11 protein-coding genes are annotated in these 16,497 nt (G+C 61.5%); 4 read left to right on the top strand and 7 right to left on the bottom strand.

The genetic code is table 11. The features are described from left to right. From HB676_RS07780 to HB676_RS07790, 3 genes are read right to left on the bottom strand one after another with little or no spacing between them, the layout of a single operon-like run. Nucleotides 1–1,650: an acyl-CoA synthetase gene (locus tag HB676_RS07780; protein ID WP_213737135.1), complete on the bottom strand. Its 1,650-nt coding sequence runs from the start codon at nucleotides 1,648–1,650 to the stop codon at nucleotides 1–3. A 23-nt stretch (nucleotides 1,651–1,673) separates the two neighbouring features. Beyond that, on the bottom strand, nucleotides 1,674–3,560 hold the full coding sequence (locus tag HB676_RS07785; protein WP_213737136.1) for a TRAP transporter large permease subunit: 1,887 nt from the start codon (nucleotides 3,558–3,560) through the stop codon (nucleotides 1,674–1,676). Between the two features lie 33 nt (nucleotides 3,561–3,593). Next, complete coding sequence (locus HB676_RS07790; protein WP_213737137.1) at nucleotides 3,594–4,613, bottom strand: TRAP transporter substrate-binding protein; 1,020 nt, start codon at nucleotides 4,611–4,613, stop codon at nucleotides 3,594–3,596. Between the two features lie 1,063 nt (nucleotides 4,614–5,676). On the opposite strand from HB676_RS07790, the gene HB676_RS07795 reads away from it, so the two are divergent. Further along, nucleotides 5,677–7,527, top strand: a complete 1,851-nt coding sequence (locus HB676_RS07795) for a PQQ-binding-like beta-propeller repeat protein (RefSeq protein WP_213737138.1) — start codon at nucleotides 5,677–5,679, stop codon at nucleotides 7,525–7,527. Continuing rightward, nucleotides 7,528–8,409, top strand: coding sequence for a c-type cytochrome (locus HB676_RS07800; protein WP_213737139.1), 882 nt, complete (start codon nucleotides 7,528–7,530; stop codon nucleotides 8,407–8,409). It abuts the gene before it with no gap. A 206-nt stretch (nucleotides 8,410–8,615) separates the two neighbouring features. Here the strand turns inward: HB676_RS07800 and HB676_RS07805 are convergent, their stop codons facing one another. Further along, entirely contained in the window at nucleotides 8,616–9,755 is a 1,140-nt protein-coding gene (locus tag HB676_RS07805; protein ID WP_213737140.1) for an efflux RND transporter periplasmic adaptor subunit, read from the bottom strand. A gap of 15 nt (nucleotides 9,756–9,770) precedes the next feature. Further along, nucleotides 9,771–12,923, bottom strand: a complete 3,153-nt coding sequence (locus tag HB676_RS07810; protein WP_213737141.1) for a multidrug efflux RND transporter permease subunit — start codon at nucleotides 12,921–12,923, stop codon at nucleotides 9,771–9,773. Between the two features lie 246 nt (nucleotides 12,924–13,169). Here HB676_RS07810 and HB676_RS07815 point away from each other — a divergent pair, with 246 nt between their 5' ends. Beyond that, nucleotides 13,170–13,793 (top strand): TetR/AcrR family transcriptional regulator, encoded by a 624-nt coding sequence (locus HB676_RS07815; RefSeq protein ID WP_346347288.1) that lies wholly within the window; start codon nucleotides 13,170–13,172, stop codon nucleotides 13,791–13,793. 56 nt (nucleotides 13,794–13,849) lie between these two features. Further along, nucleotides 13,850–14,884 carry an esterase gene (locus HB676_RS07820; protein ID WP_213737143.1) on the top strand — a complete coding sequence of 345 codons (1,035 nt, stop codon included), beginning with the start codon at nucleotides 13,850–13,852 and terminating at the stop codon, nucleotides 14,882–14,884. A 12-nt stretch (nucleotides 14,885–14,896) separates the two neighbouring features. Here the strand turns inward: HB676_RS07820 and HB676_RS07825 are convergent, their stop codons facing one another. Beyond that, nucleotides 14,897–15,703, bottom strand: coding sequence for an enoyl-CoA hydratase-related protein (locus tag HB676_RS07825; RefSeq protein ID WP_213737144.1), 807 nt, complete (start codon nucleotides 15,701–15,703; stop codon nucleotides 14,897–14,899). 36 nt (nucleotides 15,704–15,739) lie between these two features. Further along, nucleotides 15,740–16,462, bottom strand: coding sequence for a LamB/YcsF family protein (locus tag HB676_RS07830; RefSeq protein WP_346347289.1), 723 nt, complete (start codon nucleotides 16,460–16,462; stop codon nucleotides 15,740–15,742). Between the last annotated feature and the right edge of the window lie 35 nt (nucleotides 16,463–16,497).

Genomic DNA, 16,497 nt, shown 5'->3' on the forward strand with positions numbered 1-16,497 from the left:
TTATGCCGAAATCGCCTTGGCTGAATCGACCTGATTGCGCAGGATGAATTTCTGAATCTTGCCGGTCGAGGTCTTGGGGATCGGGCCGAACACCACGGCTTTCGGCGTCTTGAAGCCGGACATCTGGCTGCGGCAGAACGCGATGATGTCGGCTTCGGTGGCTTGTGCGTTGTCCTTCAATTCGACGAAGGCGCAGGGTACTTCACCCCATTTGCCATCCGGTTTCGCCACCACAGCCGCGAACAATACGGCCGGATGCTTGTAGAGCACATCCTCGACTTCGACCGAGCTGATGTTCTCGCCGCCGGAAATAATGATGTCCTTGGAGCGATCCTTGATGATCACGTAGCCATGTTCATCGAGTACGCCGAGGTCGCCGGTATGAAACCAGCCGCCGGCAAAGGCTTCGCGGGTGGCCTTTTCGTTTTTGAGATAGCCCTTCATCACGATATTGCCGCGGAACATCACCTCGCCGATGGTCTCGCCGTCATGCGGCACTTCCAGCATGGTTTCGGGGTCGATCACGGTGACATCTTCCTGCAACGGATAAGGCACGCCCTGCCGGCGCTTGAGTTGCGCGCGTTGATCGGCGGGCAATTGATCCCAGCCCGGTTGCTCTGCGCAGACCGATGCGGGGCCGTAGACTTCGGTGAGGCCGTAGACATGCGTCAGCTTGATGCCGATGCGCTCGGCGCCTTCGAGCACCGCGACCGGTGGCGCCGCGCCCGCGATCAGGCCGACGACGGGCCGCGCGGCTGATTGCTTCGGTGCATCCGGTGCATTGATCAGCGTGTTGTAGACGATGGGCGCTCCGCACATGTGGGTGACGCCGTGTTTGGGAATCAGCTCAAAGATCTTGCCGGGATCGACCTTGCGCAGGCAGACATTGACACCGGCCGCCGCCGCGATGGTCCACGGAAAACACCAGCCGTTGCAGTGGAACATCGGCAGCGTCCATAAATACACCGGATGCTGGCCGAGATTGCCCGCGAGGATATTGCTGACGGCGTTGAGATAGGCGCCGCGGTGATGGGTGACGACGCCCTTGGGATTACCAGTGGTGCCCGAGGTGTAGCTGAGCGCAATGGCGTTCCATTCATCCTGTGGCAGCCGTGCGGCGAAATTCTCGTCGCCCTGCAACAACGCGTCTTCATATTCGATCTCGCCGATACGCTTGCCGCCAGTGAAAGCTTTGTCGTCGACATCGATGACGAACGGTTTCGGTCCGCTCATCAAAGCGAGGGCTTCGGATATCACGCCGGCAAATTCCGGATCGACCAGGATGATCCTGGCGCCGCCGTGATCGAGCTGGAACGCAATGGAGGTCGCATCCAGCCGGATGTTGAGTGCATTAAGAACGGCGCCGGCCATCGGTACCGCAAAATGCAGTTCGTTCATCGCCGGGATATTCGGCAGCATGGCCGCAACGGTATCGCCATGGCCGATACCTCGGTTGGCGAGGTAAGAAGCAAAGCGTCGGCAACGCGCATAGGTCTGCGACCATGTAAAAACGCGCCCCTCGTAGACCGTGCTGACATGATCGGGGTAGATCGCGGCGGTGCGCACGAGGAAGCTCAGCGGCGTCAAGGCGACGAAATTGGCCGGCGTCTTGTCCAGACCTATATCGTATTGGTTCTGCGCAGCGCTCATGGGCCACCATCCATTTCGCGAGATTAATTTGACAGGAACCCGATCGATATCCACGGAAATATGGCCACGAAAATCAAGCCCACCAGCAGCGCCAGCAGATAGCCCCAGATCGGGCGAATGCCCTCGGCCGGATCGACCCGCCCGATGGCGCAAGCAGCATAATAGCCCACTCCGAACGGCGGGGCGAACAATCCAATGCCCATCGCCAGGATGATGATCATCGCATAATGGACCTCGTGGACGCCGACAGCCTTGGCGATCGGAAACAACAGCGGCCCGAACAGCACGATGGCCGGAATGCCCTCAAGGACGCTGCCCAGGATCGTGAACGCCACGATCGATACCGCGATAAAGGTCGCGGAACCGCCGGGCAGGCCGGTCATCGCGGCGGCCAGCGCGCGTGAAAATCCGGATTGGGTCAATCCCCAGGCCATGCCGGTGGCGGTGCCGATGATCAGCAGGATCGCACCGGACAGGCACGCCGTTTCGATCAGCATCGGCATCAGTCGTCGCCAGTCGAAGCAGCGATAGACCAGAAGACCGATGATGGCCCCATAGACGATCCCGATGGTGGAGACTTCAGTGGCGGTCGCGATCCCCTCGACCACAGCCGCGCGGATCACGAATGGCAGCGCCAGCGCGGGCAGGGCGACGATAAAGGACCTGGCGATTTCGCGGCCCGTGGCACGCGTGACGTGACTAAGGTCCTCGCTGCGATAGCGCCACCACACCAGCGCCGACAGCGTGATGGCGAGCACGACGCCCGGCAACAGGCCGCCGGTAAACAGCGCCGAAATCGAAACGCCGGTGACTGAGCCGATCGTGATCAGGACCAGACTCGGTGGGATGGTCTCGGTCTGGGCGCCGGTCGCGGCGAGCAGGGCGACGAGATCGCCGGACTTGGCGCCGCGCAGCTTCATCTCGGGAAACAATACCGGCGCCACAGCGGCCATGTCGGCGGCCTTTGAGCCGGATATGCCCGAAACCAGATACATCGCGCCGACCAGCACGTAGTGCAGGCCGCCGCGCACATGGCCGAGCAGGCTTGAAAGAAACGCGACCATGGCGCGCGCCATGCCGGTCATCTCGATCAGCAACCCCAGAAACACGAACAGCGGCACTGCCAGCAAAATCAGATGGCTCATGCCCTCGTCCATCCGGCCCACCAGCACGGTCACCGGGGTGCGCGTGGTCAGCGCGAGATAGCCGAAGATCGAAAGCCCGAACCCGAAAGCGATCGGCACGCCGGTGAAAACGCAGAAGCCGGCGACGCCGACAAAGAAGATCACCAAATTGAGATTGCCGAGCGGCTTCAGCCATGGCGCCCCGAGCCAGAAAACCGCAATCAGCAGCGCGACCGAAACTCCCGCACGCAGCACCAGCCCGATATCGCCGACCCGCGCCAGCCGCAGACAGGCAAACAGCGCCATCAGGCAAATGCCGGTCGGCAACGCCGCGGCGCGCCATGAATTGGGTATCTGCAGCGCCGGGGTTGTGATGAAGCTCTCGTCATAGGCGAATTCGTAAGCCGGCCGTGCGATCAGCAGCAAAAACGCGAGCGCAGCGCAAGTCGCCACGACGTCGAGATAGGCGCGCAACGTCGGCCTCGCGCTGGCGACCACGGCCGTCATCCGCATGTGCTCGGAGCGCCGGAACGCCACCGCGGCGCCCAGCATGGCCAACCAAAGGAACAGGATCGACGCCAGTTCGTCCGACCAGATCAGCGGTCGCTGCAGGCCATAGCGTGCCACCACACCCGCGAACAGGATGACGATCTCGGCGACAACCAGCAACGCTGCCGGAATTTCGACCAGCATTCCGAGCCACGCTTCAAGCGTCGCCACGGGCGAACGACGGCGAGGGGACACCACCTCGCCGTTTACCGCTTGCGTCGCTTCGGCATGCGCCATGTCAGTCCCCCGGCCGTGCCCTGAGGTTTTCCGTTACGACAATTTGCCGACGGATTTTTCCAGGATCGACCAGGCCTCTTCGCCGTATTTGCCCTTCCATTCGGAATAGAACCCGGCCGACCGCAGCTTCTCGCGGAATGGCGCGACATCCGGCTGGTTAAAGGTCAAGCCCTTTGCCGCGAGCTCCTGGCGCACGGTTGCATTGAGCTTTTCGGTATCCACGCGAGCCTTGACCGATGCGGCGTTGATGTTCCTGGCCACGATGGTGCGGATATCTTCCGGCAGCGCTTCCCAGGCCCGGCGGTTGGCCAGGAACCAGTAGCCGTCCCACATGTGGTTGGTCAGCGAGCAATATTTCTGCACCTCGTTCAGTTTTGCAGTCGAAATCAACGCCAGTGGATTTTCCTGACCTTCCACGATTTTGGTCTGGAGCGCCGAGTAGACTTCATTGAAATTGATCGAGGCGGGCGCGGCATCGAACGCCTTGAACATCGAGGTCCATAGCGGCGACACCGGCACCCGAATCTTGAAGCCCTTGTAGTCCTCGGGTCCGTTGATCGGCTTGGTCGAGGAGGTGGTTTGGCGAAAGCCGTTGTCCCAGATCTTGTCCATCGCGACCAGATTGGCCTTGGCAATCTGGCCACGCACATAGGCGCCGAGATCGCCGTCCATGGCCTTCCAGACCGTGGGATAATCCGGGAACGCAAATCCCATCCCGTTGATCGACGCGGCCGGCACCAGTGTCGCCAGGATCAGCCCCGATATTGTGAAGAATTCAACGCCGCCCGAGCGCAACTGGCTCAACACGTCGGTGTCGGCGCCGAGTTGATTGTTCGGAAACACCTGAACATCGACGCGGCCATCGGTCTCGGTCTTGATCGCCGCCGACATTTCCTTGGCGCGGATGTTCAACGGGTGCGAGTCCGGCAGATTATTGGCAAATTTGTAGGTAAATTCGGCCTGCTGGGCGCGCGCGACGAACGGCGCGCCGACGCTGCCGATCACCGCCGAGGCGGCGGATGCCTTCAATAGCGTGCGTCGTGAAAAGCTCATTGGTTCGTCTCCCTGAATATTTCTTATATTTTGATCATACGGACCCTGCGCCGCCGGGTCACCAGCCGTCTTTGACCGGCTTATTGCCCGCTTTCGCCCCAAATACCAAGCCTTGTGCGGACGGCTTTTTTGTCGCGGAATTTCGCCCGGAAGCTGCTTGCGGAAGCCCGTCAGTGGCGCCAGAGCACGGCTGGAAATCCGTCCCGGTCGATCTCGCGCCATGCCCGTTTTGATGACCGCCGAACCCGGCTCGATGTGAAGCGCGCCGATGCCGCGATCCGCATCAGACCGCCGCACGTTTGCCGGACGAGTTGCGGTTGGATATCTATAGGACTGGACGCAAGAGATCGGATCATGCTGAGCAAGAACTGCAGGATTTATCTCTAACTATTTGGAATATTTGTATATAAATATATTCCATAATATACCTTATGCGAATATCGTATTTTTAGATCGGCATCTTGGTACAGACCTGTCGTCTCGGTCCCCTCAAGCCATCCTCCCAAGCTGGCTTGAAATACAGAACCGCAGTTGGCCTTTCGGGTTTGGGCGATCCTTCGATCCCGGAGGGTTTGGGCACCGCATCTGGCATCCAACCGAGAGGCTTTGGCTTTTCAGATCGGTACGGGCTGACGCTCCGGTTTTCTTGAAATCCACAACGAACCTGGCACGGTGGGTCGTCGCGCGCTGCCACGTTCGCCGCCCGACTGACGACAGCCGTCGCGCAAAGTTCGCGACAATCCGTAGGGTCAGTCACGACTGTAATTTGGCACCAGTACCATTGCGCAACTTCAAAGAGCCGCGTTGCGCGGTTGATACCTAAGGCGTGCCTCGTTGAGGCATTCGATGCGCGTCGACTGCATATCGACCAGTCAACGCCCTCGCGCCAAGGGGCTGTCTTCCCGGCGTAAATTGTCGTAACGGAAAAGCCTCGATGCACGATCGAGCAATTCTGATGGTTCACGCAAGTGTGTGGCAGCACGTTATATACATATGGCTATATCGCACGAGCTGCTGCGCGCCCAAGCGTCCACCAGTCAAACAATACGGGAGATAAACAAAAATGAGCATTCCCAAGAAAAAGCCTGAGCAGAAGCTTGTCACAAATCTGATTAAACAGTTGCTTTGCGCCAGCGCGTTGGCTGCCGGTACGCTGGGCATAGCCCCGGCTTTCGCGCAGGCGCCGCCCCCACTTGCGGTATCGGAAAAGCCCCAAGTAACCCCGCCGAAGAACGACGCGCTGCTGCGTGCCCTCACCCCTGCTCCGGCGAAGATGCTGCTCAATCCGCCGGAAAGCGACTGGCTGATGTGGCGCCGCACTTACGATACCTGGGGCTTCAGCCCGCTGAAGCAGATCAACACCGACAACGTAAAGAACCTGACGGTCGCCTGGAGCTGGGCGATGACGCCGGGCGCCACCGAGACCACGCCGCTGGTCCATGACGGCGTGATGTTCCTCTATAACTTCCTCGACAAGGTGCAGGCGCTCGACGCTGCCAATGGCGACCTGTTGTGGGAGTACAAGCGCGACATCCCCGCTGAAATCCCGCGCCAGAATGGAAATTTCGCCGCCAAGCGCAACATGGCGATGGTCGACGACAAGCTGATCGTGGCCACTTCAGACGTCCACATCATCGCGCTGGACATGAAAACCGGCAAATTGCTCTGGGATCACCAAACCGAGGACTACAAGAAAGGCTGGCGCTATAGCGGCGGCCCGCTGGTCGCCAACAACGTCATCGTGCAGGGCATGACCGGCTGCGGCAACGCAATGCCCGGCGGCTGCTTCATCACCGGCCACGACATCAACAACGGCAACGAGCTCTGGCGCTTCCACACCGTCGCGCAGCCCGGCGAGCCCGGCGGCGATAGCTGGAACGGCCTGCCGCTGGAGAAGCGTTTCGGCGCCTCGACCTGGAATTCCGGCAGCTACGATCCCGACACCGACACCCTGTTCCTGGGCGTTGGCCAGCCCTACCCCCACATCGCCGAAATTGGCGGACTGCTCCCGAAAAAGGAAGGCGCCAACAACGACGCCCTTTACACCGGCGCCACGCTCGCGCTCGACCCGCATACCGGCAAGCTGAAGTGGTACTACCAGCATTTGCCGAACGACACCTGGGACCTAGACTACGCCTATGAGCGCGTGCTGGTCGACCTTCCCGTCGATGGCAAGGTGCGCAAGGCTCTGGTGACCGTGGGCAAGCTCGGCATCATCGAGGTGCTCGACCGCACTAACGGCCAGTGGCTGTGGGGCAAGGAGACGGTGTACCAGAACGTCATTTCGGCGATCGATCCGAAGACCGGCGCCAAGACGATCAATCAGGCCGCCGTACCACATATCGGCAAGACCACCACCAACTGCCCGGCGGACCCCGGCAGCCGCGGCTGGCCTGCCACTTCCTACAGCCCACGCACGCACATGCTGTATCTGCCGCTGAACGAGTATTGCTCCGACACCACCCCGATTCCGATCGAGGAAGGCAAGACCTACACCGGCGGCAGCCGCGCGATCTTCGCGCGTGGACAGATTCCGAACAGCGACGGCAAGATCGGCCGCGTCGACGGCGTCGATCTGTTCACCCAGAAGGCGGTGTGGTCCGACCGCACGCGCGGGGCACAGACCGGTGCCGCGATCTCGACCGGCGGCGGTCTTGTGTTCGCCGGCGCATTGGATCGCTACTTCCGCGCCTATGATGACAAGACGGGCAAGGTATTGTGGCAGATGCGCACCTCGAACATCGTCAACTCCTTCCCGATCACCTACTCGGTGAAGGGCCGGCAGTATGTCGCTGTCGCGGTGGGTAACGGGTCCAGCCATGCACGTTCGCTGGCCACTTTGACGCCAGAGATCGCGATCCCCGATGGCGGCTCCGCGCTGTTCGTGTTCGCGCTGCCGGAAAACAAAAAGTAAATGATGCAACGACGCTTCTTCCGCCCTTCCCTTCACGGCATCGTCGCCACCACAGCCTTGCTGGTGGCAACGCTCCCCGCACTGGCACAAACCGGCGCAGGGAGTGCGGATGCAGGGTCGCGCATCTACGCAAGCAACTGTGCCGCCTGCCATCAGGCCGGCGGCACAGGCATGGCCGACGCCTTTCCGCCGCTGGCCGGACATTTCCCCGATCTGCTGAAGCCGGCGGACGGGCGCACTTATGTCGGCAAGGTGCTGTTATTCGGCCTGGAGGGCCAGATCAGCGTCAATGGCGGCAACTATGCCGGCACCATGCCGGACTGGCAGGCGTTGAGCGACAGCGACATCGCAGCCGTGCTCAACTACGTCAGCACCGCCTGGGACAATGGCAAATCATTGCCGGCAGGCTTCAAGCCGTTCACGGCAGATGAGATCAAGGCGCTTCGCACGCCGCCGCTGACATCGGCAGCGGTCTATGCGCTGCGGTCAGGTACATTCGGGGGCGGCGCACCGGCGACGGCGAGCGGCGCAAGCGGATCGGTGCCGGTGAGCTTCACCGCAGACCAGGTCACGAGCGGCTCCGACATCTATGCGGACCGCTGCGTCCAATGCCACGGCGACAAGCTTGATAACGGCGAATTCGGCGGTGCGCCGCTGAACGGATCGTATTTCAAGAAGCACTGGGCTGGTGGCTCCGTGGCAGCCTTGGTGGGCTTCATGAAGGCCAAGATGCCTCCAGACCGACCCGGCAGCCTTACCGACCAAAGCTACGCCGAGCTTGCCGCCTTCCTGCTGGATGCGAACGAATATCCCAAGGGCGACAAGGAACTGCCGAGCGATACACCGTCGCAGCAGGCAATGAGCATGAAGCGCGGTCAGTAACCAACCAGTGGTTCTAAACCCTGGTTCTCTGGCGTTCGCTCAATCGTTTGGCGAGCGTTTCCAGGTCTTGCTTGCGGCCGCTTCGGATCAGCTCTGAAAATTCGTCCGGATCAATCGCGGGGGCATCCGGAGCGTCGGGCGAGACCCTCGCCCATCGCTCCCAAAACCGGCGGAGAAGCCGGATAATGCTGCGAACTTCCCTCATCTCACTTGGAGAGCGACGCTGCCTTTCCGGGGATCGGCGCAACCGGAGATCCCGGACCGATCTTCTGCAGATTGCCGGTGATGACGCGGTCGGTTTCGGACAGACCGGTCACGCTGACGGAGTCGCCGTCGGTCGGTCCCAACGACACCAGCTTCTGCTCGGCCTTGCCGTCTGCGCTGACAACGTAGACGTATTTGCCGAGTTGGCTTGAGCCCAGAGCGGTCTGTGGCACCAGCAGCGCGTCGGTCTCGTCGCGGACATGCAGGCGAACGCGGACATATTGGCCCGGCAGCAGCGTAAATTTCGGGTTGGGCACCGTCGCACGCGCGGTGATCGTTCCCGTCCCGCGGTCCACGCCATTATCGATGAAACTGAGTTCGCCCGAATAGCTGTTCGAGGAATCATCCGGCAACGACACCTTGGCGACCACCTTGCGGGTCGTCCGCGCCGTTTGGATGGCGGCAAGATCCCGTTCGCTCGGATTGAACGTCACGTACAACGGATCGAGTTGAACGAGCGTGTTGAGCGTGGTCCCGGCGCCGCCCACGAGGGTGCCGACGGCCGCGCGATTGCGGCCGAGACGGCCGTTAAAAGGTGCTCGAATCTCGGTATAGGCGAGATTGATCTCGGCGCTGTGGACATTGGCGCTGTCCATCGCGACCGATGCTTCGCTTTGGCCGAGCGTGCTGGCGCGCTGGTCGTAATTGTCCCTGGCGAGGAAACCGGTCTTGACCAGTTCGTCGCCACGATTGAAGTTCGACCGTGCATAGCTGAGCGCAGCGACATTGCGTTGCGCCTGCGCCTTGGCCTGATCGAGCGTGGCCCGATAGTCGCGGTCATCGATCTTGTAGAGGAGATCGCCCTCCTTCACATCGGCGCCATCCGTTCCCGGCTGCGACTGGATGTAGCCGGCCACCTTGGCCTGCAGCGAAACCTCGCGAATGGACTCGGTGCGCGCGGAATAGTCGAGATAGACCGGGATGGTCTTCTTGATCACTGCCGTGACCGGCACCGGCATCGCCGGCGGACCTGATGGCGCCGCGGCGGCCGCCGTCTGCGGGCCACGGTTCGAATAGAAGAATGCGCCCGCCCCTACGCCAATGATGACGGCGCTTCCCAACAAAAGTTTCCAAGCTCGCATGATGTTCCCCTGAATTTATTCGGCTGGCACATGTGCCAGCGGCGCATCGCCGCTGGTAGCCGTTGTTTTATGATTCCGTTCCCGGAAGCCTTCGATGACCGCGTAGAAAACGGGTACGAAAAGCAGCGTGAGGATCGTCGCGGCGAGCATGCCGCCAAACACGGTAGTGCCGATCGATTGCCGGCTCGCCGCGCCCGCGCCGTTCGCCACCATCAGCGGGATCACGCCCAGGATGAACGCGAACGCCGTCATCAGGATCGGCCGCAGCCGCAGTCGCGCGGCTTCCATCGCGGCTTCGACGATGCTGAGGCCTTCCTGGCGCCGCCGCTTGGCGAATTCGACGATCAGAATGGCGTTCTTCGCTGACAATCCGATCAGCATCACCAAGCCGATCTGCGAATAGACGTCGGTCTGCAGACCGCGAACGAACAGTGCCAGGAACGCTCCGAACAGCGCCAGCGGCACCGCAAACAGCACCATGAACGGCATGCTCCAGCTTTCGTATTGCGCCGCCAAGATCAGGAAGACGAAAACGATAGCCAGCGTGAACACCACCATGGCGATCGATCCGGCCTTCAACTCCTGATAGGTGATCCCCGTCCATTCGAAGGCGAAATCGCGTGGCAGCGCCACCGCCGCCGCCCGTTCCATCGCAACCACCGCCTGTCCGGAGCTATAGCCCGGCGCGGCGCCGCCATTGATCAGCGCAGACGCGTAATTGTTGTAGTGCGGCACCGTCTCCGGGCCGACGATCGGCTTGAGAAGCCCGAGCGTGCTTAGCGGCACCATGCCGCCGCTGGCGTTGCGCACATAGAGTCGTGAAAGGTCGGTCGCCGATGCGCGGGATGCCGTGTCGGCCTGAAGTGTAACACGAAAAGTTCGCCCGAACAGATTGAAGTCATTCACGTAGAGGGAGCCAAGATAGATCTGCAGCGTGTTGAACACGTCGGGCACGCTGAGCCCGAGCAGCTTGGCCTTAGTGCGATCGAGATCGTATTTGAACTGCGGGGTCGACGTCGAAAACGACGAAAACAGCTGCATCGGGTTCAGCTCGGGCTGCTTGCGCGCTTCGGCGATCAGGGCCTGTGTCGCCTCATTCAGTGCGAAGCTGCCGCGGCCGGTCAGATCCTCGACCTGAAACTCGAAACCGCCCGTAGTGCCAAGACCGGGAATCGACGGCGGGTCGAAACTCAGGACAAAGGCTTCGGGTATCGCGAGCAGTTTATGGCGAACGTCTGCGACAATGCGCGAGGCGTTCTGTTCGGGCGGCCGCTCGTCCCAAGGTTTGAGGATGCCGAATTCGACCGCGGAGTTCGACTGCGCGGCATTGGTCAGGAAGTTGAGCCCGCTGATCGAGCCGACGATGTCGACGCCCGGCGTGGCCTCCAGGATGCCCCTCACCTTTTCGGCGACCGCATCGGTGCGCTCAAGGGCGGCGCCGTCGGGAAGCTGAATCACGACAAAGAAATAGCCCTGATCCTCGACCGGGAGAAAGCTCGACGGAATGCGCTGCGACAGCCAATAGGTCGCGCCGAGCACGGCCAGAAACAACACTAAAACCGCCCACCTCGCCCTGATCAGCAGCCGCACAAAATTGGCGTAGCCATGCGAGAGCCGCTCGAAACCCGCATTGAACCACCGGAACGGCGCGAAATTGCTCGCCGGACGGTGCCGAAGGAAGGCCGCGCTCAAGGCCGGACTTAGCGTCAGCGAATTGAATGCCGAAATTCCGACCGAGATGGCGACGGTCAGTGCGAACTGATTATAGAGGCGCCCAGTGACGCCGGGAATGAAGGCGACCGGCACGAAAACGGCCATCAGCACCGCGGTCGTTGCAATAATAGGACCGGTCACCTCCGCCATCGCGGCCTGGGCGGCGCGAAGCGGCGGCAGACCGTTCTCAAGCTGGCGCTCGACGTTTTCGACCACGACGATGGCATCGTCGACGACCAGCCCGATCGCCAGCACCATGCCAAGCAGACTAAGCATGTTCAGCGAGAAACCCATGACCTGCATCACCGCCAAAGTCGCGATCAGCGACACAGGGATGGCGATGGTCGGAATCAGCGTGGTGCGCCAGTTCTGCAGGAAGATAAAGACGACCAGCACGACCAGGCACAGTGCCTGGGTCAGGGTGATGATCACGTCGCGTTTGGCCGCCGAGACGAAGCGTGTCGTATCGTAATGCAAGGCATATTCGATGCCCTTGGGGAAGCGCTTGGAGAGCTCCTCCATTTTGTCCTTCACATGCTGCTGAAGGTCGAGCGCATTCGAACCCGGCATCTGGAACACGGCGAGCACCACGGTCGGATCCTTGCCGAACACCGCCGTGGAGGAATATTGCAAAGCGCCAAGCTCGATACGCGCGATGTCCCGCATGCGGACGATCGCGCCGCTGGCCGGATCGGAACGCACCACGATGTCGCCGAATTCCTCGGGATCGCTGAGCCGCCCGGTCGCGTTCACCTGCATTTCAAATGGCGTGCCGGCCGGCGCCGGCGATTGCCCGATCTTTCCCGCGGCGACCTGAACGTTCTGTTCGGAGACCGCCTGCTGCACGTCCACCGCGGTCAGCCCTAGCTTGGCGAGCTTGTCAGGATCGAGCCAGATTCGCATCGAATAGCGCCGCTCGCCGAAGATCTGGACGTCGCCCACACCCGGCACGCGCTTCAGGGGATCGACCACCTGGAGATAGGCGTAGTTGCTCAACGCTACGGGGTCGACGGAACGGTCCGGCGACACCAGATTCACGATCAGGACGAAGTTCGGATTCTGTTTCTTGATGATGACGCCGGCCTGATTGACGATCGGCGGCAGCGAGGCCGCAGCCTGCGCCACGCGGTTCTGCACATCGACCGCGGCGATGCTCAGGGGGTAGCCGACGTCGAAGGTCACCGTGATGGTCGAGGAGCCGTCGTTCGAGCTCGAGGATGACATATAGGTCATCCCCTGCACGCCGTTGATCTGCTGCTCCAGCGGCGTGGTGACGGTATCGGCCACGACCTGGGCGCTTGCCCCGGGATACACCGCACTGACGACGACCTGCGGCGGCGTGATATCCGGAAATTGCGAGACCGGCAGCAGGAAGTAACAAATGGCGCCGGCCAGCACCATGATGACGGCAATCGACGACGCGAAGATCGGCCGGTGAATGAAGAAGCTGACCATGGTAGCAGACCGATCTTGATCGTGAATGTGACGGGATTGTTCCATCACCCGGCCTAAACGGAGGATGGTTCCGATTATTATACGGAGGGAGTCTCCGTTTATCAAGGCCGGGAGACCGCATCAATGCGGGAACCGATCTTGACCCTGAATGTCGAGCGATGTTACTGTTCGGTAACATCGACCTTACCGATCGGTAACATCGCGGTCAAGCGGGGCGCACGGTATCGTCCACCGGAGGAAGCAAGTGTGCCCGACGAAGTTGCTTTGATCGCGCCTCCCCGCGCGCGCATCCTCGCCGCGGCTCGCGATCTCTTCCATCGCCACGGACTTCGCGGTGTCGGTGTCGATGCGATCGCCGAGGCTGCCGGCACCAACAAGATGACGCTCTACCGGCATTTCGAATCAAAGGACGAGCTTATCGTCGCTTATCTTCGCGGTGTCGTATCCGAAGCCGACGACATCTGGCGGGACATCGAACGAGAGAATCCCGACGATGCCCAGGCGCAATTGAGGTCCTGGCTCAAGCGGGCAGAGGAATGCATCTCGGTTGATGGCCGTGGCTGTGATCTCGCCAACGCCGCGGTCGAATTGACGGAGGCCGGGCATCCGGCCCGGCGCGTCATCGAGGAAATGAAGACCGACCAGCGCGACCGGCTGGCCAGGCTATGCCGCAGGGCCGGCATTGCCAAATCCGAAGTGCTCGCCGATACCCTCACGCTGCTTCTCGAAGGCGCACGCGTCAGCCGGCAGTCGGCAGGCTGCAACGGTCCCAGCTCCAAATTCATCTCGACGGCGCAGACCGTCATCGATACGTTTAAAACAAAACCGAAGGCGACCGACAAGAAGTCGGCGCATAAGCGCGCCAGTTAAGCTCGGACAAAATAAAAATGGCGCCAACGCGCCGCGACTCTGGGAAGGAACACCGCATGCGTGCAATGCTTATCGCCGCCGGCCTTTGCTCAATGGCGGCCTCGGCCGCAGCGCAGACCCCTCCTCGCCCCGACCCCGGCCCTCTCACTATCGCCAGCCAAGGCAGCTTTTTCATCGGCGGCCGCGAGGTGAAGTCCGATACGCTGTCGACGCTGCCGGCCTACGCTTCGTCCGGCACCATCACCGTCGACCAGATGTATGTGCGCTATCAGGTCCCGGTCGGCACATCAGCGGTTCCCATCACCCTGATCCATGGCTGCTGCCTGACCGGCAAAACCTGGGAAACCACCCCGGACGGCCGCATGGGCTGGGACGAATATTTCGTCCGCCATAGCCATCCGACTTACGTGATCGATCAAGTCTGGCGTGGCCGCTCGGCTGCCGATCCCTCCGCCATCAACGCGGTTCGCAACGGCAAGGCCGCGGTGGATCAGCTACCGACCGTATTTTCCGCCGGCCACGAGGGCGCCTGGGCGATCTTCCGGTTCGGCAAGGAATATCCGCAGACCATGCCCGGCATGCGCTTTCCTCTCGCTGCCCAGGCCGAGTTCTGGAAGCAGATGGTCCCCGACAGCCTGAACAGCCTCCCCACGCCCAATCCGACCGTCCCGGCGCTTTCGGAACTGGCGCAGAAAATCGGCGGTACGGTGCTGATGAGCCATTCGCAATCGGGCATCTATCCGTTTCAAACCGCGGTACTCAGCCGGAAGGGCATCGCCGGGATCGTCTCGATCGAACCCGGCGCATGTCCTTTGCCCACCGACGACATGGCGCCCTATGCCGGCCTGCCGATACTGGTGCTGTTCGGTGATTATGTGGATGAGTTTCCGCGCTGGGCTCCGCGTCTGAAGAACTGCCGCGCCTTCATCGCCGCCGCCAATGCGGCGGGCGGCAAGGCGGAGTTGCTGGTGCTGCCCGACATCGGCATCAAGGGCAATTCGCACATGCTGATGCAGGACGACAACAGCCTCGATATCGCGGACATCTTGCTGGATTGGATCGGCAAGCACGTGGCGGCTTCGGTGCGCTGATCCTGCTGCGTTTTAACGCCCGGTGAAGCGTGGCTTGCGCCGGCCCAGGAAGGCGGCAACGCCCTCCCCGTGATCCTCTGTCATGCTTGCCAGCGCGAATTGATCGACATCCATGTGGCTGGCAAGGTCATCCAGTGCGTAGGCCAGACGGTTGACGGTCAGCTTGGTCATCGCGACCGACAACGGTGGCTGCGCCGCGACTTTTGCCGCCATGATCATCGCGGCATCGAAGGCGGTGCCGGGATCAACCACTTCCTCCACCAGACGCCATTCATGAGCCTCGGCGGCGCTGATGCGCTGATCGGCGAGGATCACCGCCTGCTTGGTTCGCGCCGGTCCTATCAGATGCAACATGCGCGGAATGCTCTGCCAGCTCATGTTCATGCCGAGCCCGATTTCGGGCACCCGCATGTGGGCATCACGGCTCATGACGCGAAAATCCAGCGCGACGGCCAAGGCAACACCGCCGCCGATGCAAAACCCTTCGATGGCGCCGATAGTGATCTGCTCCATCTCCTGCCAGGCGCGCGACAGCCGCGGTCCGAGTTTCAGGTGCCGGCGCAATGAACCGATATCCATGGTTTTGCGCGATTGGCCCTCCGCGTCTTTCAGGTCGAATCCGGCACTGAACGCCTTAGCGCTGCCGGTCAACACCACAACGGACGTGTCGCCGTCGTCCTCAAAGCTGCGCGCTGCATCGGTCAATTGACGCAGTGCTTCCGGCGACAGCGCGTTGATACCGTCGCCGCGGTCAAAGCGAACCACGGCGATGCGGCCTTCCGGACCGAGTCCCTTTTCGATCGATACAAAATCGGTCACCGACACCCTCCCCTTGCCGCTTGCTTCGCCTGCCTGTCAGCGTAGCTGAGACGTCAATGCATTGCGCACAGCCTGGGCGACGGCAACGGCATTTGGCGTATCCGAATGGACACAGATTGAATCGGCGCGCACCGCAACGTCCACTCCATTGATGCTCTTGGTTTTGCCCTCGGCCATCGCGCGCAGGCAGCGCGCCGCAGCCTCTGCGGGATCGACGGCCTGATGTTCACGCGTCACAATCAGGCTGCCGTCATCATTATATTCGAGATCCGCATAATACTCCGCGACGAAGGCATGGCCCCGTGCCGGATAAACGGTCTCGTGTTGCGTGCCGATCATGCCCATCAAGGGCACCTTGAAAATATCCGCGGCATCGCAGATGGCATGCGCCATGGCTTCATTCCGCGCCGCCATGCCGTAGAGCGAACCATGGGGTTTGATGTGGTTGAGCGGCATGCCCTCGGCTTCAAGGAAGCCCTTTAGCGCACCCACCTGATAGATGATGCAGTTGGCCAGTTCGTCGCGCGCCATCTTCATTTCGCGGCGGCCGAATCCCTGCAGATCGGGGAGCGACGGGTGCGCGCCGACCTTGACGCGATGCTGCTTGGCCAGTTGGACCGTCCTGCGCATGTGGTTGAAATCGGAGGCATGGAATCCGCAGGCGACATTGGCGACGGAAATAAGCGGCATCAGCCCCTCGTCGTCGCCGATCCGATAGAGGCCGAATGCCTCGCCCATATCACAATTGATTGTTGTCACCGCGCTGCTCCGGGTCCTGGCCTCAAGGCCGCAGG

Origin of the sequence: Bradyrhizobium sp. dw_411, assembly GCF_018449695.1 — a bacterium.
In the GTDB taxonomy this organism is placed as follows: Bacteria; Pseudomonadota; Alphaproteobacteria; order Rhizobiales; family Xanthobacteraceae; genus Bradyrhizobium.